Source organism: Actinoplanes sp. NPDC049599 (assembly GCF_044465625.1).
Lineage (GTDB): Bacteria > Actinomycetota > Actinomycetes > Mycobacteriales > Micromonosporaceae > Actinoplanes.
Map to the genome: position 1 here is coordinate 188334 of NZ_JBITLX010000010.1, position 16525 is coordinate 204858.

Annotated in this window: 19 protein-coding genes; 7 read left to right on the forward strand and 12 right to left on the reverse strand. The window is 71.5% G+C overall.

Features of this window, described 5'->3' with window-relative positions:
• Positions 1 to 59: 59 nt before the first annotated feature.
• A complete protein-coding gene (locus tag ACIBQZ_RS20250) occupies positions 60 to 425 on the forward strand; it encodes a hypothetical protein (protein WP_396090264.1) in 366 nt (121 codons plus the stop codon).
• Here ACIBQZ_RS20250 and ACIBQZ_RS20255 read toward each other — a convergent pair.
• On the reverse strand, positions 364 to 1071 hold the full coding sequence (locus ACIBQZ_RS20255) for a hypothetical protein (protein WP_396090265.1): 708 nt from the start codon (positions 1069 to 1071) through the stop codon (positions 364 to 366). The genes ACIBQZ_RS20250 and ACIBQZ_RS20255 overlap by 62 nt on opposite strands.
• Before the next feature lie 99 nt (positions 1072 to 1170).
• Here ACIBQZ_RS20255 and ACIBQZ_RS20260 point away from each other — a divergent pair, with 99 nt between their 5' ends.
• Positions 1171 to 2025: a transglutaminase-like domain-containing protein gene (locus ACIBQZ_RS20260; RefSeq protein ID WP_396090266.1), complete on the forward strand. Its 855-nt coding sequence runs from the start codon at positions 1171 to 1173 to the stop codon at positions 2023 to 2025.
• A gap of 78 nt (positions 2026 to 2103) precedes the next feature.
• Here ACIBQZ_RS20260 and ACIBQZ_RS20265 read toward each other — a convergent pair whose 3' ends face one another.
• The 8 genes from ACIBQZ_RS20265 to ACIBQZ_RS20300 form a co-directional block, all read right to left on the reverse strand.
• Complete coding sequence (locus ACIBQZ_RS20265) at positions 2104 to 2328, reverse strand: hypothetical protein (protein WP_396090267.1); 225 nt, start codon at positions 2326 to 2328, stop codon at positions 2104 to 2106.
• A gap of 98 nt (positions 2329 to 2426) precedes the next feature.
• Positions 2427 to 2894: a hypothetical protein gene (locus ACIBQZ_RS20270; RefSeq protein ID WP_396090268.1), complete on the reverse strand. Its 468-nt coding sequence runs from the start codon at positions 2892 to 2894 to the stop codon at positions 2427 to 2429.
• 97 nt (positions 2895 to 2991) lie between these two features.
• The gene (locus ACIBQZ_RS20275; RefSeq protein WP_396090269.1) at positions 2992 to 4110 is read right to left on the reverse strand and encodes an alpha/beta fold hydrolase; all 1119 of its coding nucleotides are present in this window, start codon (positions 4108 to 4110) and stop codon (positions 2992 to 2994) included.
• 110 nt (positions 4111 to 4220) lie between these two features.
• Positions 4221 to 5405 (reverse strand): serine hydrolase domain-containing protein, encoded by a 1185-nt coding sequence (locus tag ACIBQZ_RS20280; protein WP_396090270.1) that lies wholly within the window; start codon positions 5403 to 5405, stop codon positions 4221 to 4223.
• Positions 5402 to 6325 (reverse strand): hypothetical protein, encoded by a 924-nt coding sequence (locus ACIBQZ_RS20285; protein ID WP_396090271.1) that lies wholly within the window; start codon positions 6323 to 6325, stop codon positions 5402 to 5404. Before ACIBQZ_RS20285 ends, ACIBQZ_RS20280 begins: the two co-directional genes overlap by 4 nt.
• Before the next feature lie 139 nt (positions 6326 to 6464).
• Positions 6465 to 6791 carry a DUF3040 domain-containing protein gene (locus tag ACIBQZ_RS20290; RefSeq protein ID WP_396090272.1) on the reverse strand — a complete coding sequence of 109 codons (327 nt, stop codon included), beginning with the start codon at positions 6789 to 6791 and terminating at the stop codon, positions 6465 to 6467.
• Positions 6791 to 7120 carry a hypothetical protein gene (locus ACIBQZ_RS20295; protein ID WP_396090273.1) on the reverse strand — a complete coding sequence of 110 codons (330 nt, stop codon included), beginning with the start codon at positions 7118 to 7120 and terminating at the stop codon, positions 6791 to 6793. The genes ACIBQZ_RS20290 and ACIBQZ_RS20295 overlap by 1 nt, the downstream gene beginning before the upstream one ends.
• A gap of 69 nt (positions 7121 to 7189) precedes the next feature.
• Positions 7190 to 8212: an SMP-30/gluconolactonase/LRE family protein gene (locus ACIBQZ_RS20300; protein ID WP_396090274.1), complete on the reverse strand. Its 1023-nt coding sequence runs from the start codon at positions 8210 to 8212 to the stop codon at positions 7190 to 7192.
• Between the two features lie 298 nt (positions 8213 to 8510).
• Here ACIBQZ_RS20300 and ACIBQZ_RS20305 point away from each other — a divergent pair, with 298 nt between their 5' ends.
• The 5 genes from ACIBQZ_RS20305 to ACIBQZ_RS20325 all read left to right on the forward strand — a co-directional run bounded on the left by ACIBQZ_RS20305 (position 8511) and on the right by ACIBQZ_RS20325 (position 13622).
• On the forward strand, positions 8511 to 10493 hold the full coding sequence (locus tag ACIBQZ_RS20305) for an endo-1,4-beta-xylanase (RefSeq protein ID WP_396090275.1): 1983 nt from the start codon (positions 8511 to 8513) through the stop codon (positions 10491 to 10493).
• A gap of 215 nt (positions 10494 to 10708) precedes the next feature.
• Complete coding sequence (locus ACIBQZ_RS20310; RefSeq protein ID WP_396090276.1) at positions 10709 to 12313, forward strand: LPXTG cell wall anchor domain-containing protein; 1605 nt, start codon at positions 10709 to 10711, stop codon at positions 12311 to 12313.
• Positions 12314 to 12421: 108 nt separating this feature from the next.
• The gene (locus tag ACIBQZ_RS20315; RefSeq protein ID WP_396090277.1) at positions 12422 to 12964 is read left to right on the forward strand and encodes a hypothetical protein; all 543 of its coding nucleotides are present in this window, start codon (positions 12422 to 12424) and stop codon (positions 12962 to 12964) included.
• 103 nt (positions 12965 to 13067) lie between these two features.
• Positions 13068 to 13196 carry a hypothetical protein gene (locus ACIBQZ_RS20320; RefSeq protein WP_396090278.1) on the forward strand — a complete coding sequence of 43 codons (129 nt, stop codon included), beginning with the start codon at positions 13068 to 13070 and terminating at the stop codon, positions 13194 to 13196.
• A gap of 174 nt (positions 13197 to 13370) precedes the next feature.
• Entirely contained in the window at positions 13371 to 13622 is a 252-nt protein-coding gene (locus tag ACIBQZ_RS20325) for a hypothetical protein (RefSeq protein WP_396090279.1), read from the forward strand.
• On the opposite strand, the gene ACIBQZ_RS20330 is transcribed toward ACIBQZ_RS20325, so the two are convergent.
• From ACIBQZ_RS20330 to ACIBQZ_RS20340, 3 genes are read right to left on the reverse strand one after another with little or no spacing between them, the layout of a single operon-like run.
• Positions 13619 to 14422, reverse strand: coding sequence for an ABC transporter permease (locus ACIBQZ_RS20330; RefSeq protein ID WP_396090280.1), 804 nt, complete (start codon positions 14420 to 14422; stop codon positions 13619 to 13621). The genes ACIBQZ_RS20325 and ACIBQZ_RS20330 overlap by 4 nt on opposite strands.
• Positions 14422 to 15303 (reverse strand): ABC transporter permease, encoded by an 882-nt coding sequence (locus ACIBQZ_RS20335; protein WP_396090281.1) that lies wholly within the window; start codon positions 15301 to 15303, stop codon positions 14422 to 14424. The genes ACIBQZ_RS20330 and ACIBQZ_RS20335 overlap by 1 nt, the downstream gene beginning before the upstream one ends.
• A gap of 6 nt (positions 15304 to 15309) precedes the next feature.
• A complete protein-coding gene (locus ACIBQZ_RS20340) occupies positions 15310 to 16518 on the reverse strand; it encodes an ABC transporter substrate-binding protein (protein ID WP_396090282.1) in 1209 nt (402 codons plus the stop codon).
• Positions 16519 to 16525: the final 7 nt, after the last annotated feature.

Here is a 16525-nt window from a genome sequence, read left to right on the forward strand (position 1 = left end):
CCGAGGCGCGCGCGGGGTCGGTGCCGACCTGCTGGCGGCGGGCACCTACAGTGGCGCCGATGGAAGACGATCATGATCGGCCGTCGCCGCTCAGTGGGCTCTGGTCCTGTGTGGTCGGTGGGCTGCTGCTCGTCCTCCTGCTGATCGTGCTGGATCCGGTCCTTCGCGTGGAGGACTGCCCGAACCATGGGGGCAGCTTCAGCGGCAGCGGCGGCGCCAGTGCCTTCGCGGATCCCGCCTGGGACTTCTTCTTTCCTCTGCTGGCGCTCGGCTGGGTGGTGCTGGTCGTCATGGAGCAGGCGCTGCCGGTCACCTGGCGCGGCCGCTCCCGGCTCGAGGGCTGGGTGCGGGCCGGCGTCGCTGTCATGGCCTCGATGGCTGCCTCCTGCCTGCTGGCGTTGTCCTTCGCCGTTGTGTGTCGATGAGCTGCACGCGTGCGGTCAGGCCGCGGCGGGCGCTGACCGTGCGCTGAAGCTCCAGTGGGGGCACCCGGATCTCGTGGCCCTGCCACCGGACCGCCTCGAGGCGGGCGGCCGCCGCCGGGCCGAAGTCGGTGGTCTCCGGCTGGTCGGCGGCCGGGCCGACGCCGCCGACCCATTCCACCCGGGCGCCGAGCACGGCGCGGCCCCACCAGCGGCAGAACCAGTCGGCCGGTGCGACGGGCTCGATCAGGCCGTCCAGCAGCAGGTCGCCGACCCGATGGGCGTCGCGGTCGGCGACGATGAGGTCGAGGTCGCCCGGTGTCACCGGGATGCCGCGGACGGCCAGCGCGGCGCTGCCCGCCAGCCACCAGTCCACCCCGGCGCCGTTCAGCCGCCGGCAGACCTCGGTCAGCGCCGGCTGCCAGGGGACCGGGTCGAGGCCGGCGGCCTGTCGCAGGCACGGCTCGATCAGGCGCTGGAAGGTGAGCCAGGCGCGCTCCAGGTGCGGGGTGCCCGCCGGGAACGACCGGCTCCAGTGGCCGTCAACATCGGTGAAGGCGAGCTTGCGCACCGCCGGCACCAGCGCGCCGGGCACGTCGAGGATCCGGAACTCGCTGCTCCGGACGGTGTCGTGGCGTTCGTAACGCATGCCCCCGATCCGACCACGGGGGTATGACAGAAAGGGTGTTGACTCCGCCCCAGGGGCGGGCTGTTCGCTGGTGCGGTCGCTGCACGGGAGGAGATGGTGATGGTCACCGAGTGGGTGGAGCCGGGCGTCATGACGGCTGCCGGGAAGTACGCGAGCCTGTTCGACGGGCTACCGGGGGACGCCGCCGGCATCGCCCGGGTGGTGCAGGGGCTGCTGATCCACGAGTTCTGGGCCGGCGCGTACGGGGTCACCCTGGCCGAGGACGACCGGGACCGGGTCAACCTGCGCCGGGTGGAGCAGGTGCTGGAGGCGGTCGCCGGCCGCGACGACCGGCCGCTGGACCAGGCGCGGGAGCCCGGCAGCCGGATCGCCACCAACTGCCGGGGCTTCTCCGTCATGGCGGTCGCGATGTTCCGGGCGCGGGGCGTGCCGGCCCGGGCGCGGTGCGGGTTCGGCGCGTACTTCAAGCCGGGCTGGTTCGAGGACCACTGGGTGGCCGAGTACTTCGACGACGGGCGGTGGAAGCTGGTCGACGCGCAGATCGACGAGCTGCAGCGTGAGCACCTCGGGCTGAGCTTCGACCTGACCGACGTGCCGCGGGACCGGTTCGTGATCGCCGGGGACGGCTGGGCGCTGACCCGCGCCGGGCGGGCCGATCCGGACCGGTTCGGGCTGACCTCGATCAACGAGGCCGGCGCCTGGTGGATCGCCGCCAACCTGATGCGGGACGCCGCGGCGCTGGACAACCTGGAGCTGCTGCCCTGGGACCTGTGGGGCGCGATGCCCGAGCCCGAGGACACCGTCGACGTGGCGCTCTTCGACGAGCTGGCCGCGGCGACCGCCGGGCCGGATCTGGCGGCTGTGCGCCGGCTGCTGGCCGACGAGCGCCTCCGGGTGCCGGACGAGGTGTTCAACGTCCAGCACGGCCGCAAGGAGGCCCTGGGCCTGCGGTGATGCCGGGGACGGACCGGTGCATCGCCGGGATCAGCGGGGTCCAGAGTGATCCCGGCGGTATCGGTGGTGGTGCCCCGCCTACCGGCGGACCACGCGGCGGGCCCAGCGCATCCGCTGGGCGGCCAGGTCGGGGTGCTCGCCGAACTCGTACGCCATCCGCGCCGAGCAGCCCCGTGGCCCGTCCTGCTTCAGCAGGTCGGTGACGGCACGGTCGACGACCGCGGTGTCCTTGACGTCGTCCGCCTGCAGGTGTGAGGCGAAGAGCGCTTCGGCGCGCGTGACGTCGTCAACGGACTCCTTCATGTCATTTCACCTCCCTTCGGTGATCGCTCCCAGGTCCAACAATGCCCCGGCGCCGCCGCATCCAGCCGCGCCGGTGAGCGCCGACACAGCGGCGCGGCTCAGAGGCGGGGGTGGGCCTCCTCGATGGTCGGCGCGTTCAGGTACAGCAGCAGCGCCTGCCGGTCGTCGGCGTCGAGGTCGGCGAACCGGGCGTACGCGAGCCGCCGCGACCGCGTGGTCTCCGCCGCCAGCAGGGCGGTGATGGCCGCCCAGGACAGCGTCACGAGGTGGAAGAGCCGGTTCTCCTGCAACGGGGGGAGCCGGCTCAGGTCGCCGAGCGCCGTCACGGCCGCGTCCTCGCTGCGGGCGCGCAGCGCGAGCTCGAACACCGCGCGGGCCCGGTACGGGGTGCAGCCCCAGGCCAGCGCCTTGAGCTGGGCCACGGTCATGTGGTGCACCCACAGCTCGGCCGTGCGCGCCGACGACGACGGGCCGGTCAGCGTGCGGCCGTGCAGGTAGCGGCGCATCTTGAGCGCGCCGGCCCGGGTCGCGAAGGACCTGGCCGGCGGTCTGACGGAGTAGTTCATTGCTCGTGCCTCACTGGATGGGGGATGAAAGGGGGTGGGACGGCGCCCCACGTGGGGGGTGGGCGCGTGGGGCGCCGTCACCGGTACCGGCTCGTCCTCAGACGAGCCTGGCCGCGATCCAGTCGGCGACCTGGGTGGTCGTCGCGAAGACCGCGCCGTCGTGATTGGCGCCGCTGACCGGTACGAAGGTCACGGGCTGCGTCCCGTACGCCTGCAGCTGATCGACCAGCAGGTCCGCCGTCAGGAAGTACGGCACCGCCTCGTCGTCGGTGCCCTGCACCAGCAGCACCGGAGCGGACGGCGCCGACTGCGCCGGGTTGACGTACTGGGCCAGCTTGGCGACGACCGGGTCGGGCAGGGTGCCGCCGGTCAGCAGCTGGCTGGCGGTCAGCGGGGCGTAGGCGTCGAGGATCTCGTACAGGCAGCCGCTCTGCAGGACCGGTGCCTTCTGCTGGGCCGGGGGCGCCAGCACCGAGTTCGGGTTGAAGGTGGGGTCGACCGTGCTCAGGCCGTACAGGGCCATCACCAGGTAGCCCTGGCCCGGCATGCCGGGGATCAGCGGCGCGAAGATCTGGGCGTTGGAGACCGGGGCGATGGCGGACACGGCCTTGAGCACCAGCGCGCCGTCGTAGCTGGGCGCCAGCTCGCCGGCGAACAGGGCGGCCTGACCGCCCTGGGAGTGCCCGTCGACCGCGTACGCCGTGGTGAGCTTGCTGTCCAGGTTCCGGGCCGCCTTGACACTGTCGATCATGGAGCGGGCCTCGCTCAGCCCGATCAGGTAGGGGTGCGCCGACGGCATGCCCAGGCCGGGGTAGTCCGGGGCCGCCACGGTGTAGCCCTTGGCGAGCAGCGCGGCGATGGCCGCCCGCGCCTCCGGCCAGAACACGGCCTGGCTCGCCGACGGCGCGCACTGGTCGGCCAGCCCGGTGGTGCCGTGTCCCCACGCCACCGTCCGGTTCTTCTTGTTGGTCTTCGGGGTGATGATCAGCCCGGTGGCGGTGATCGTGCTGCCGGTGACCGAGGTCGAGACGTACGCGATGCGCTTTCCGGTCGCGAGCGGCGCGAGTTCGCCCGGCAGGGTGGCGGTGACGCTGAGCAGGACGGTGCCGGGTGCCACGGCAGCCTTGGCCGGCGTGCCCGCGAAGAGCAGGATGGCGGTGCTCAGCAGCGCTACCTGAAACGCGGCGACCCAGGCGTGGAAACGGGCAGAGTTCATCTACGAAGGCCTTTCAGGACGGTTGATTCCGGGCATGCGGGAACCCGGACGGAATTGCGGAATGGCGGAACGGGCGGGGGAAACGCGCGCCGGGGAAAGCGCGGCGGGGATCAGGCGAAGTGGTCGGCGATCCGGCGCAGGGCGGTGATGGTCTCGCGGTCGCGCCGCTCGTCGTCCTGGGTGGGCCAGGCGCTGCACTTGACGATCACGACGTCCGCGGTGGGGTCGACGAAGAGGTACTGGCCGTGCACGCCGAGGCCGGTGAAGGCGTTGAAGGAGCTCTCGCCGAGCGTCCACCACTGGTTGGCGTACCCGTAGTGGTCGTAGCCGCTCGGGCCGAGCGCGCCGACCGCGAGCTCGGGCCGGTCGCTGCCGCGGCTGCGGCGCACCCAGTCGCGCGGCACGACCTGGTGGCCGGCCACCACGCCGTCGTTGGCCATCAGCAGGCCGAGCCGGGCGACGTCGCGGGCGGTGGCGTTGAACGAGCCGCCGCCGATGGCGGTGCGGGGGCGGGCCCGGGTGAGCCAGTAGTAGGCGTCGCGGTCGGCGCCGAGGTGGCACCAGAGCCGCTCGGCGGCGTAGCGGGCCAGGCTGCGGCCGGTGGCGGCCTCGAGCACCCAGCCGAGGATCTGCGCGTCGAACGTGGAGTAGTTGAAGCCCTCGCCGGCCGGCGCCCGGCGCGGGGCCGAGCGGACCACCTCGGCGACGTCGCCGCCGCCCATGACGGCCTGCTCGAAGCGCTTGATGCCGCTGTCCGGCACGTCCCAGACCTCGGCGTCGCCGACCCCGCTGGTCATGTCGAGCAGGTCGGCCAGGGTGGACTCCTCGTACGCGGTGCCGCGGAAGTCGGGGCGGTAGTCGGTCACCCGGTCCTTGACGCTGCCGATCTCGCCGTCGGCCAGCGCGATGCCGATCAGCATCGAGGTCACCGACTTGGAGATCGAGAACAGCTGCATCCGGCTGCGCGGGCCGGTGAAGGCGCCCGGGTATGTCTCGTGCACGATCGCGCCGTGGTGCAGCACCACGAACGCCGTGGTGAAGGTGCGCCGGTGCAGGTCCTGCAGGGTGTGGTCGCGGTCGTCGAAGCGGTAGGTCAGGTCGAGCGGGCACGGGCTCAGCGGCAGCGGCAGGTGCGGGCCGCCGCGCGGCACGTACTCGGTCGGCATGAGCCAGTTCATGTGGGTGAACGTCCACTCGTTGAACGGCCGCCGCATGATCAGGTCACCCTGGCGGTCCCAGAACGTCGGTTCGTGCGCGGGATGGGGGCGGGCCGGTTCGGTCGTGGTCGTCGTCACGTCGTTTCTCCGTCGTCGGAGGTGCGCTCGGCAGGACGCGGTGCGGGCGCGCGACGTTCGAACTCTTCGCGCAGGGTCAACCCGCTGGACTCGCCGGCGGGTTCGAGGTAGCTGTGCATGATCGCGAGAACGGCCATGCCGGCCGGGTTGTCGTCGGTGGGGTCGTCGCCGATGACGCCGGCGTGCGGGTCGCCGAGGTGGTGCACGGCGAACCCCTCGGTGATGGCGGCCAGGATGTTGGCGAACTGCTCGATCGTGATGCCCTTGCGCAGCTGGTAGCCGCGGGCGGCGATGGTCGCCTCGTAGATCTTCTTCCACGGCTCGAGGGCGCCGGCGTAGTTGTTGGCGATCGCGTCGTGGATGCCGTCGTTGCGGTCGGCGGTGGCCACCATGATCAGCTGGAGGCGGAACAGCGGCATCCGGCAGATCGCCAGCACCTCGTGGAAGATGGCCCGGTCCAGGGCGTTGGCGAAGCTGGCCTCGGTGCTGATCAGCCAGTCACCGCGGGTCTCCAGGTCGGCGCCGTACTGCGGGTCGTAGTTCATCGCGTGGAACAGGAACGTGAGCAGGTCGTTCAGGTAGTCGTCGTGGCTGGCCCAGGTGGCGCGGTAGGGGCCGTCACCCTTCTGGCGCAGGAACGGCGGCTCGAGACTCTCCATCTCGCGGGACAGCGCGCGCTCGGTGAGGAAGCGCAGCCCCGACCAGTACGGCTTCCGGCCGCTCTCCCCCTCGGGGACCGTCGTGTCCTTGACGCCGAGGTTCTTCTCGACCAGGTTCGCACCCGCCTTGAGGTAGGAGGCGACCTTGGGGGAGTTCACCAGGGCGGCACGAGTCGACTCCCGGACACCCTTGACGCGGGTCACGATGCCGGAAAAGTCCTGACAATAGGGGAAGGGAAGATCCTTCTTGCCGTACGTCATGCGTTGATTGTTGCCCGACGCGAGGGCGATTCAAGTGCGCACGTGCGTAGTACTCGGAGTCTAGGCCTCGGGAATTTCGGGAACGTGCGGAAAATGACTTTGGGTAGGCGTGTGATAACGCAGAGAAATCAGATTCGGCTCAGTTTCCGGCTCGGCTGCGGATCACCGCGACCATCCCGGCGAGCCAGGGCAGCACCGCGATGACCGCGCCCTTGGGGCCGCCGAGGGCGATCAGCAGGATCGCCGCGACGCACAGCGCGAGCCCGGTGCCGAGCAGGATCCGGCCCCGGCGGCCTGCGGCGGGCTCGTCGGCGGCGAAGCGGGGATCGTCGCGGCGCAGCTGGGACACGATGCGGGCGAACGCGCGGGACTCGTCGTTGTCGGTCACGTCGCCACCTCCGCGGGCCGCCGGATCAGCCGACCGTACCCCGTCGGCGGGCCGGCGGCGCCCGGGCCGGCCGGACATCAGCCCTCCTCGCGGAAAGCGAGGCTGAGAATCGCGTGCGCCACCCAGATCGCCTGCGCCTTGTTGTCGTACGGCCCGACCCGCAGCTCCACCGCTTTGTCGCCGAACAATGCGCGCACCGTCCAGCTGTTCGGATGGCGTTCGTCCTCGCGGCTGTGATTCACGATCACCTGAGTGGCGCACCGGACGTTCACCGCGGACCACTTCTCGTCGCCCTTGGGCCAGGCCCGGAACCAGCCGGGCGCCACCGCGACGACCTCCTTGCCGGCCTCGGCCAGGGCCCATTGCAGTTCTTCGGGAACCACGATGTCCGGTTGTGCGTGGGTCATCTCGCCGCCCTGGGTCGCATGCGCGAGCGTCCAGGATAACGGCACATAATGTGAATATTACCCAGATCCCTACGAGAGCGGCACGCGGGCTATCGCGCGCTCGGTCAGGCTGCCGAGCCAGAGGGTGTCGCCGTGCTGGCGGACGCCGGTCGCCATCACGTACCGGCCGGCCGGGCCGTGCAGCACCCGCAGCACCGTCCCCTCGCCGTCGACCAGGGCGGCCATCGGGTACGGCACCGGCTGCGGCTGGAAGCGGGTGGGCAGGACCGCCGCGATCCGGCGCAGCTGCGGGTGCGGCAGCAGCTTCTCCGCGAGCGCGACCCGCGGGCTGGCCAGCGCGATCCAGTAGGTGCCGTCGCCGACCGGCGCCATGTTGTCCGGGTACGCGGGCAGGTCGCCCAGCACCCGGACGGCGCCGTCCGGGAGCGACACCCGCACCAGCCGGTGCGCCACGGTCTCGCACAGCAGCAGTGCGTCCTGCTCGGGGGTCAGCGCGACACCGTTGGGGAAGTGGAAGCCCTCGGCCACCACGTCCGTGCGTCCCGAGGCCGGATCGAAGGACAGCAGCCGGCCGTTGGGGCGGTGTTCCAGCAGGTCCCGGCGCCAGTGCGAGACCGGGAAGCGGTCCGAGCTGTCGGTGAAGTAGACGACGCCGTCGCGGGTCACCGCCGCGTTGTTGCACAGCAGGATGCGCCGGCCCCCGGCCCGGTGGGTCAGCTCGGTGACGGCGCCGTCGTCGGTCACCCGCAGCAGCCCCCGGTACGCGTCGCAGACCACCAGGCTGCCGTCGCGCGGATCGATCTCGATGCCCAGCGGCCGGCCGCCGGTGCTGACGACCAGGTCAGGCTGGGCGCCGGCGTGGGCGTCGGGCGGCCAGCGCCAGATGTCGCCTTCCTCCGTACCGGAATAGACGTGGCCCTCCGCGCCGACCGCGACGTCCTCCGGGCCGTGACCGGTGGGCACCGCCAGCAGTTCGGCGTCGTCGAGCCGGGTGTCGGTGGGGGCCCAGGCGCCGGTGAGTGCCGGCGGGACGGTGGCCGGCAGCTTGACCGGGCGGATCAGCCAGGGCGCGCGCGGGCGGGTAACGGTCATCGGGTCATCGTGTCGCCTGCGCGGCCGCCCGGCCAGAGGATTCACTCCCGGAACATGAGCGCAACTTCCGGCTCTCAGTGTCCTCAGAAGATCGGCTACTTAACCGCGAAGGTGCCGTTGGCCTGAGAAAACACCGCTTCCACCAGTCGTTGGCTGCCCGACCTGCCCCGAAACATCGCAGCAAACTTCCGGAAATGAGTTATTGACGTGCGCCGAAACAGGACCGAACAATGGGCGAACGACGGCCGTCGATCGCTGCACGCACGCTCCCCGCCAGCTCCGAGAGGTGAGCCTCCTCATGATCAGCAAAGTTCCCGGGACGAGATCAAGATCCCGGTTCCGCGGCGTCGTCGTCCTCGCGACCGCCGGTGTCCTGGCCGCGGCCTCGACCACGTTCCTGGCCGCCACCGCCGAGGCGGCGACCACCCTCGGCGCCTCGGCGGCCCAGTCCGGTCGCTACTTCGGCACCGCGATCAGCGCCGGCAAGCTCGGCGACTCGACGTACACCACGGTGGCCGCGCGCGAGTTCGACATGGTGAGCGCCGAGAACGAGATGAAGCTCGACGCCACCGAGCCGAACCAGGGCCAGTTCAACTACACCTCGGGTGACCGGGTGGCGAACTGGGCGACCAGCAACGGCAAGCGGCTGCGCGGGCACACGCTGGCCTGGCACTCGCAACAGCCCGGCTGGATGCAGAACATGAGCGGCAGCGCGCTGCGCTCCGCCATGCTCAACCACGTCACCCAGGTCGCCACCCACTACCGCGGCAAGGTCTACGCCTGGGACGTGGTGAACGAGGCCTTCGCCGACGGCAGCAGCGGCGCGCGGCGCGACTCCAACCTGCAGCGCACCGGCAACGACTGGATCGAGGCCGCCTTCCGGGCCGCCCGCAGCGCCGACTCCGGCGCCAAGCTCTGTTACAACGACTACAACATCGACGACTGGAGCCACGCCAAGACCCAGGCCGTGGTGAGCATGGTCCGCGACTTCAAGTCCCGCGGGGTGCCGATCGACTGCGTGGGCCTGCAGGCCCACTTCAACAGCGGCAACCCGGTGCCGGGCAACTTCTCCAGCACGGTGTCCGGCTTCGCGGCGCTCGGCGTCGACGTGCAGATCACCGAGCTGGACATCCAGGGCTCCGGCACGGACCAGGCGAACAAGTTCCGCTCGGTGGTCAACGCCTGCCTCGGCGTCGCCCGGTGCACCGGCATCACGGTGTGGGGCGTCCGCGACAGTGACTCGTGGCGGGCCAGCGACACCCCGCTGCTGTTCGACGGCTCCGGCAACAAGAAGGCCGCGTACACCGCCGTGCTCGACGCGCTGAACGCCGCCGGGCCGACGACCCCGACGACCCCGCCGACGCAGAGCGCCAACTGTGCGAACGGCTACGTCGGGCTGAGCTACGACGACGGCCCGAACGCGAGCAACACCAACACGCTGCTCACCGCGCTGCGCAACGCCGGGCTGCGGGCCACGATGTTCAACATCGGCCAGAACGCCGCGGCCAACGGCTCGCTGGTGGCCGCCCAGGTGAACGCCGGCATGTGGGTCGGCAACCACAGCTACACCCACCCGCACATGCTCAACCTCAGCGCGTCCGAGATGTCCTCGGAGCTGTCCCGGACCCAGAGCGCCATCCAGAACGCCGGTGGCGGCACGCCGAAGCTGTTCCGGCCGCCGTACGGCGAGACCAACTCCACCCTGCAGTCCGCCGCCTCGGCGCTCGGCCTGCGCACCATCACCTGGGACGTGGACTCGCAGGACTGGAACGGCGCGAGCACCGCCCAGATCGTGCAGGCGGCGAGCACCCTGACCAACGGGCAGACCATCCTCATGCACGACCAGTACGCGACCACGGTCGCCGCGATCCCGCAGATCGCGGCCAACCTGAGCAGCCGGGGCCTGTGCGCCGGGATGATCTCCCCGAGCACCGGCCGGGCGGTGGCGCCCGACGGCACCGGCACCCCGACCACGCCGCCGACGACCGGCCCGACGACCCCGCCGGCCGGTGGCAGCTGCACGGCGACCTACGCCGAGGGCCAGAAGTGGAACGACCGGTTCAACGGCCAGGTCACCGTCAGCGGCACGAACAACTGGATCGTCACCGTGACCGTGCGGTCCCCGCAGAAGATCATCGCCACCTGGAACGCCACGGTCAGCTGGGACAGCAGCGGCCTGGTGATGACGGCGCGGCCGAACGGCGCCGGCAACACGTTCGGCTTCACCGTGCAGCACGGGGGGAACTGGACCTGGCCGTCCCTTTCCTGCCGAGCGGCCTGACGCTGCCGCGCGGCACGACGGTCCGGGTGGCATGACGCTGCCGCCCGGCCCGGCGGAACGGCCCCGAGAGCGGGGCGTGGTGACCACCCATCACCACGCCCCGCCGCCGTCGGTCGGCGGTGCCGCCGGACCTGACCGAACGGTGGGCTCGCTGGATGATCATCGCCGCTTATGCTCACGCGGCTTTGTCGTTCACGGGGAGGAACCACCACACCATGCACCGCGCCCTGCACCGCCTGCTCGCCGGAACGGCGGCAGCCCTCCTGGCGGCCGCCGCGGTGGCCCTGCCCGGTAGTCCCGCGCTGGCCGCGGGCCCCTCGGTCACCCTGCACTTCCCGGACACCACGGTGGCCGGCGGGCTGCCCAAGGTCGTCCCGCTCTTCGCCTGGGTCGACGTGCCGGACAGCCCGGGTGCGGTGCCCGCCCCGGTCGCCGAGGTGACGGTGAGCGTGGACACCGCGGACGTGGCCGGCGTCGCGACCGTGACGACGTACGACGAGTTCGAGCTCGGCGACGACCAGGACTGCGCCCGGACCGGCACCGTGATCACCTGCACGCTGGCCGGCCCGTTCGAGTTCGAGGCCGGGACCAGCCTGGTGCCGTTGCTGGTGCTGGAGGTGACCGGCAAGGCCGGCGCCGCCCAGGACGCGCACGGCGAGCTGGCGTTCAGCGCGCGGTTCGGCGACGCGCCGGCGGTCACCACCGAGGCGACCGTCACCATCGGTGAGGGCGTCGACCTGGCCGGGGTCATCAGCACCCCGCGCACGGTGGCGCCGGGCGCGAGCATCGACACCGGCCTGCGGGTCGCCAACGCCGGCAGCACCGCGGTCAGGAGCGCCGTGCTGGTCGTGGCCGGCTGGGACCCGAGCCTGTTCGCGGGCGGCGGCTTCAGCAACTGCCGGTACGGCTTCCTCACCGTCTGCACCTTCGACGACCTGCTCGCCGCGGACACGACGTACGAGCTGGCGACGCCGCTGCGGCTGAAGATCCCGGCCGACGCCGCCGCCGGCAGCCGGGCGAGCGCGCTCGGCGGCTGGTACACCCCGGGCGACTTCAAGGAACTGCTCGACACCGCGCCCGAGCTGGACGAGGAGTTCTTCGGGCCGAAGGGCACCGGGGGACCGGTCCGGCTCCAGCCGGTGCCGGCGAAGGCGGCCGCGCTGCGCGCCGCGGCCGGCCAGGTCGACACCGACCCGGCGAACAACGTCATGATCAGCGAGTTCGTGGTCGGCGGCAGCCGCCGGCCGGACATGGCCGCCGTCGGCGCCACGGTCACCGGCGACCCGGGCGACAAGGTGGACCTGCGCGTCGGCTTCGTCAACAACGGGCCGGGCACGCTCTACCACTGGACCTTCGAGAACACCGACCCCGGTACGCGCGTCGTGGTGCCGGCCGGCGTGCGGGCCGTGACCGTGGACGAGCGCTGCTTCCCGCTGCTGTGGGAGGCCGTCGACCCCGACGACATCACCGAGGACGTGACCGGGGCGTCGGAGTACCTGTGCATGCTGGAGCAGGGCGTGACCAAGGCTAAGGCGTCCAGCCTGTTCGACTTCACCGTCCAGGTGCGCGAGAACCCCGCCGCCGCGGCCGGCAAGGTGGTCATCAACGACGAGTTCTTCGTCGAGGACACCCCGCTCGACCGGGACGGCAGCAACGACGCGGCGGCGATCACGGTCGCCCTCAGCGGCGGCGAGGGCGGCGGCCTGCCGGTGACCGGCGCCGACGCCGGCCTGCTCGGCGCGGGCGGCGCGGCGCTGCTGCTCGCCGGCGCGGCCGGCCTGCTGCTGGTCCGCCGCCGCCGGGTGCGGTTCACCGCCTGACCCACCGCCCGCCCCGGCCGGGGACCACCACGGTCCCCGGCCGCCCGATCGTGATCCGTGTCCGGCCAAGCGCCCACGGGCTCGCTCCCGTGGCAATACGCTGGGGATGTGCATACCGTCCTCAGCAAGGGCAGCCGGTTGGATCCGGACGTCACGCTCCCGGAGCATGCCGGCCTGACAATGGTGACCGGGGCGCCGGTGGAGCTGCTGTTGGCGCTGAGCCGCCCGCACGAGCTGGAGGTGCAGGCGGTCACCGCGGCCCCGACCCGGTTCGCGTGGATCGACGTCGGCGCCGCGGGGGTCCTGTTGTACCGCCTCGGCCCGGTGCTGCCCTGGGCGCAGGTGACCTTCCACCCCCATCTGGTTCCGGCCGAGGAGGGACCGGCCGGCGTCGACGGTACGCAAGGGGTGCGGATCGCGCTGGTCGACCGGGACAGCAGGGTGGTCCTGGCGGTGCACCGGGTTCGGTGGCCGGTCGGCTTCCTGTCGGTGGTGCGGGAGTCGGTCGCCAGGATGCAGGAGACGCCGTACGACCGCCTGGCTCACCAGCATGCCGTTGCCGCGCTGCACCGCCGGTACCCGACACCCGAGGACCTGCTGGTCGACCGGGCCGACGCGCACTGCACTGCCGTACCGATCCGCGCGGGGTGACATCGCACTCAGCCGGCCCGGCGTCCCCACCGCCACCCCACAGCAGGTCCGTCAGGTAGCGCGCGATCCGGCGCGGGCGTGCCGGCTCGCTGCCGGGCACGGCATGACGACCGTGCACGACTCCTATGAGGTCTTGATCATCGACCCCTCGCTCGACGCGGTGTACGACCAGCTGCCGAAAGGGCTGCACGGCCGGTGGACGGTCGCCGTGACGCGGGCGAACGGCGGATGACGAAGTCTCCGCTCGAGTCGTGCTGATGGGAGCTCTGGTCGCACCCGGTGGACCGTCGCGCGCGATCCGGCGACCCGCACGGCCTGGCGGGCTGAGGTCGAGGGACATCAGCGCCTCGCGCAAGCCAGCTACTCTCGCTCTGACCACACCCGACTGATCGGAGCCTGTGCCGCGATGAGCGCCATCGAGGACCCTGACTCAAGCAGTGAGCCTGGTGGTCCGGGCCGGACCAGCGACGATCTGGAACACTGGCTGTCGGATCTGCGCACCGAGGTGTCCGCTGCCCCCCATGGATGGATCAACAAGGATGCTGTCGGCGGGCAGCCCACCGACCAAGCGGTTGAGCGCAGCCCGCTGGCCCATGGAGAACGCGGTACGGCCGCTGCCAAGCCAGGCAGCGGCGGGCGGCACCGTGCCGCGGACTAGACCCGGCCACCCGAGGGGTCGCCGGACAGTCGCTGGGCGATAGCGATCGGGATGACCGAGGCGATCACCAGCACCGTGGCGACCACGTTGACGATCGGGGCCTGGTTGGGCCGGAACAGATTGTCCAGGATCCAGAGCGGCAAAGTGGTGGTCGTCTGGCTCGCGGTGAAGCGGGTCACGATGATCTCGTCGAAGCTCAGCGCGAACGCCAGCAGCCCACCGGCCAGCAGCGCCGTGCGCAGCAGCGGGAAGGTGACCCGCCGGAAGGTGGTGAAGCTGTCCGCGCCCAGGTCCATCGAGGCCTCCTCGAGGTTGCCGCCCAGCCGGCGCAACCGGGCGATCACGTTGTTGAAGACCACCACCACGCAGAACGTCGCGTGCGCCACCACCAGCGTGAGCAGCGACAGCGGCAGGCCCAGGACGGTCCGGAAGCCGTTGTTGAGCGCGATGCCGGTCACGATGCCCGGCAGCGCGATCGGCAGGATCACCAGCAGCGACACCGCCTCGCGGCCGAAGAACCGGTAGCGCTGCAGGGACATCGCCGCCAGCGTGCCGAGCACCAGCGCCACCGCGGTGGAGAGCAGGCCCACCACCACCGAGGTGCGCAGCGCCTCCAGCGCGCCCGCGTTGTGCACGGCGCGGGACCACCACTCGAGGGTGAAGCCGGCCGGTGGCCAGCCGAACGTGCGGTCGCTGTTGAACGAGTTGATCACCACGACCAGCAGCGGCACGTAGACCACCGTGAGCACCACGGCGGTGATGATCCGCAGCGTGACACGCATGCCCCGGGTCAGGTACATCAGAGGTTCTCCAGGGCTCCGGCGCGCCGGGACAGGAACAAATAGACGATCATGACGGCCACCGGGACGAGGGCGACCGCGGCCGCCAGCGGCTGGTTGTTGGCCGCGCCGATGTTGTCGTAGACCAGGTTGCCGAGGAACTGCTTGGTCCCGCCGACGATCTCCACCGCCACGTAGTCGCCGAGCGACAGCGAGAAGGTGAAGATCGACCCGGCCACGATCGCCGGGAACACCAGCGGTAGCACCACCGTCGTGACGGTGCGTGCGGGCCGGGCGCCCAGGTCGCCGGCCGCCTCCAGCAGGGAGTCCGGCAGGCGTTCCAGGCCCGCGAAGATCGGCAGCACCATGTACGGGAACCACAGGTACGCCAGCGTGCACACGGTGGCGGTCAGGCCGTACCCGGGTGAGCCGATCCCGAACGGCGCGCCGGCCCAGTCCAGCAGCCCGCCCCCGCCGAACATGCTGCGCCAGGCGTACGCCTTGACCAGGTACGAGGCCCACAGCGGCAGCAGGATGCCGGCGACCAGCAGGGGCTGCCAGCGGCGCCGGGCGACCTTGGCCATGAAGAACGCGACCGGCAGCGCCAGCACCGCGTCGACGACCGTGACCAGGGCCGCCACCCCGATCGTGCGGATCGTCACCGAGCGGTAGACCGAGTCGGTCAGCACGGTCCGGATGTTGTCCAGCGTCCACACCCGTTCGATCGCCCCGGTGTACGTGTCGGTGCTCCACAGGGCGGTGACCAGCAGCGCCGCCAGCGCGCCGAGGTAGGCCAGCCCGAGCCAGAGCAGCGGCGCCGCCAGCAGCAGGGCCAGCCGGGTGCGCGGCGAGCGGGTGAGCCGGGCCGACAGCCGGCGCCGGCGGGTGTCCTGGAGCGTCACCGGCGGCTAACCCTTGATCTCGGTCCAGGCCCGGGTCCAGGCCGCGTAGTCGGTGCAGGTGACGTCGGTGCGGCCGTCCAGGCACTGCGGGATCGGCGTGCTCCAGTACCAGATCTTCTCCGCGTACGCGGCGTCGCCGGCGTGGTAGGCCGTGCAGAAGTTCTTGTCGGTGGTCAGCGCGCACGCCTTCTGGTTGGCCGGCGCCTCGCCGAAGTACTCGGCCACCTGGGCGTTGGCCGTCGGCCCGACGATCCAGTTGAGCCACTGGTACGCGCAGTTGGGGTGCGCGCTCTTGGCGGCGACCATCCAGGTGTCCGACCAGCCGGTCGAGCCCTCGGCCGGCAGCACCGCCTGGACCGGGGCCTTCTCGGCGACCGCCGTGTTGACGATGACCTGCCAGGTGGTGCCGATGACCGAGTTGCCGCTCTTGAACGACTGCACCTCCTTGAGGTAGTCCGACCAGTACTCGCTGACGTGCACCTTCTGCGCCTTCAGCAGGTCGACGGCCGCGGCCAACTGCGCGGAGTCCAGCGCGTACGGGTTCTTGATGCCCAGCTCCGGCTTGGTGTTCATGAGGAACAGCGCGGCGTCGGCGAGGTAGATGGGCGAGTCGTAGGCGGTGACCTTGCCGGTGTACTTGGCGGCGTCGGTGAACACCGCGGACCAGGAGGTCGGCGCCGGCTTCACCTGGTCGGTGCGGTACATGAGCAGGTTGGCGCCCCAGCCGTGCGGTACGCCGTACATCTGACCGCCGACCGAGTTCCAGGCCTTGCCCTTGAGGAAGTCCGTGACGTCGGCGTAGTTCGGGATCAGGGCGGTGTTGACCGGGGCCACGCCACCGCCGGCGATCAGCCGCAGCGAGGCGTCGCCGGAGGCGGACACCACGTCGTACCCGCCGGTCTTCATCAGCGACACCGCCTCGTCGGAGGTGCCGAACGTCTTGACCGTGGTCTTGCAGCCGGTCTGCTTCTCGAACGGGGTCACCCAGTCCACCGCCGGGTCGTTGCTGCCGTTCTCGGCGTACCCGGGCCAGGCCAGCACGGACACCGCGCCCTCGCCGGCGCCGAGCTGGGCCAGCTGATCGATCTTGGGCGGGGTGAAGCCGGACGCGCCCGGGGCGGGGGAGTCGTCGCCGGAGGAGGTGCCGCAGGCGGCGGCGAGCAGGAGGACGGCGCCCAGTGCCGTACCCCGGAAAAGAGATCTGGTGAATGCCATGGCCTGA

Coding starts and splice junctions, on each gene's coding strand:
- ACIBQZ_RS20250 (WP_396090264.1), top strand. CDS start 60: ATGGAAGACGATCATGATCGGCCGTCGCCGCTCAGTGGGCTCTGGTCC.
- ACIBQZ_RS20255 (WP_396090265.1), bottom strand. CDS start 1,071: ATGCGTTACGAACGCCACGACACCGTCCGGAGCAGCGAGTTCCGGATC.
- ACIBQZ_RS20260 (WP_396090266.1), top strand. CDS start 1,171: ATGGTCACCGAGTGGGTGGAGCCGGGCGTCATGACGGCTGCCGGGAAG.
- ACIBQZ_RS20265 (WP_396090267.1), bottom strand. CDS start 2,328: ATGAAGGAGTCCGTTGACGACGTCACGCGCGCCGAAGCGCTCTTCGCC.
- ACIBQZ_RS20270 (WP_396090268.1), bottom strand. CDS start 2,894: ATGAACTACTCCGTCAGACCGCCGGCCAGGTCCTTCGCGACCCGGGCC.
- ACIBQZ_RS20275 (WP_396090269.1), bottom strand. CDS start 4,110: ATGAACTCTGCCCGTTTCCACGCCTGGGTCGCCGCGTTTCAGGTAGCG.
- ACIBQZ_RS20285 (WP_396090271.1), bottom strand. CDS start 6,325: ATGACGTACGGCAAGAAGGATCTTCCCTTCCCCTATTGTCAGGACTTT.
- ACIBQZ_RS20290 (WP_396090272.1), bottom strand. CDS start 6,791: ATGTCCGGCCGGCCCGGGCGCCGCCGGCCCGCCGACGGGGTACGGTCG.
- ACIBQZ_RS20295 (WP_396090273.1), bottom strand. CDS start 7,120: ATGACCCACGCACAACCGGACATCGTGGTTCCCGAAGAACTGCAATGG.
- ACIBQZ_RS20300 (WP_396090274.1), bottom strand. CDS start 8,212: ATGACCGTTACCCGCCCGCGCGCGCCCTGGCTGATCCGCCCGGTCAAG.
- ACIBQZ_RS20305 (WP_396090275.1), top strand. CDS start 8,511: ATGATCAGCAAAGTTCCCGGGACGAGATCAAGATCCCGGTTCCGCGGC.
- ACIBQZ_RS20310 (WP_396090276.1), top strand. CDS start 10,709: ATGCACCGCGCCCTGCACCGCCTGCTCGCCGGAACGGCGGCAGCCCTC.
- ACIBQZ_RS20320 (WP_396090278.1), top strand. CDS start 13,068: ATGACGACCGTGCACGACTCCTATGAGGTCTTGATCATCGACCCCTCG.
- ACIBQZ_RS20325 (WP_396090279.1), top strand. CDS start 13,371: ATGAGCGCCATCGAGGACCCTGACTCAAGCAGTGAGCCTGGTGGTCCG.
- ACIBQZ_RS20330 (WP_396090280.1), bottom strand. CDS start 14,422: ATGTACCTGACCCGGGGCATGCGTGTCACGCTGCGGATCATCACCGCC.
- ACIBQZ_RS20340 (WP_396090282.1), bottom strand. CDS start 16,518: ATGGCATTCACCAGATCTCTTTTCCGGGGTACGGCACTGGGCGCCGTC.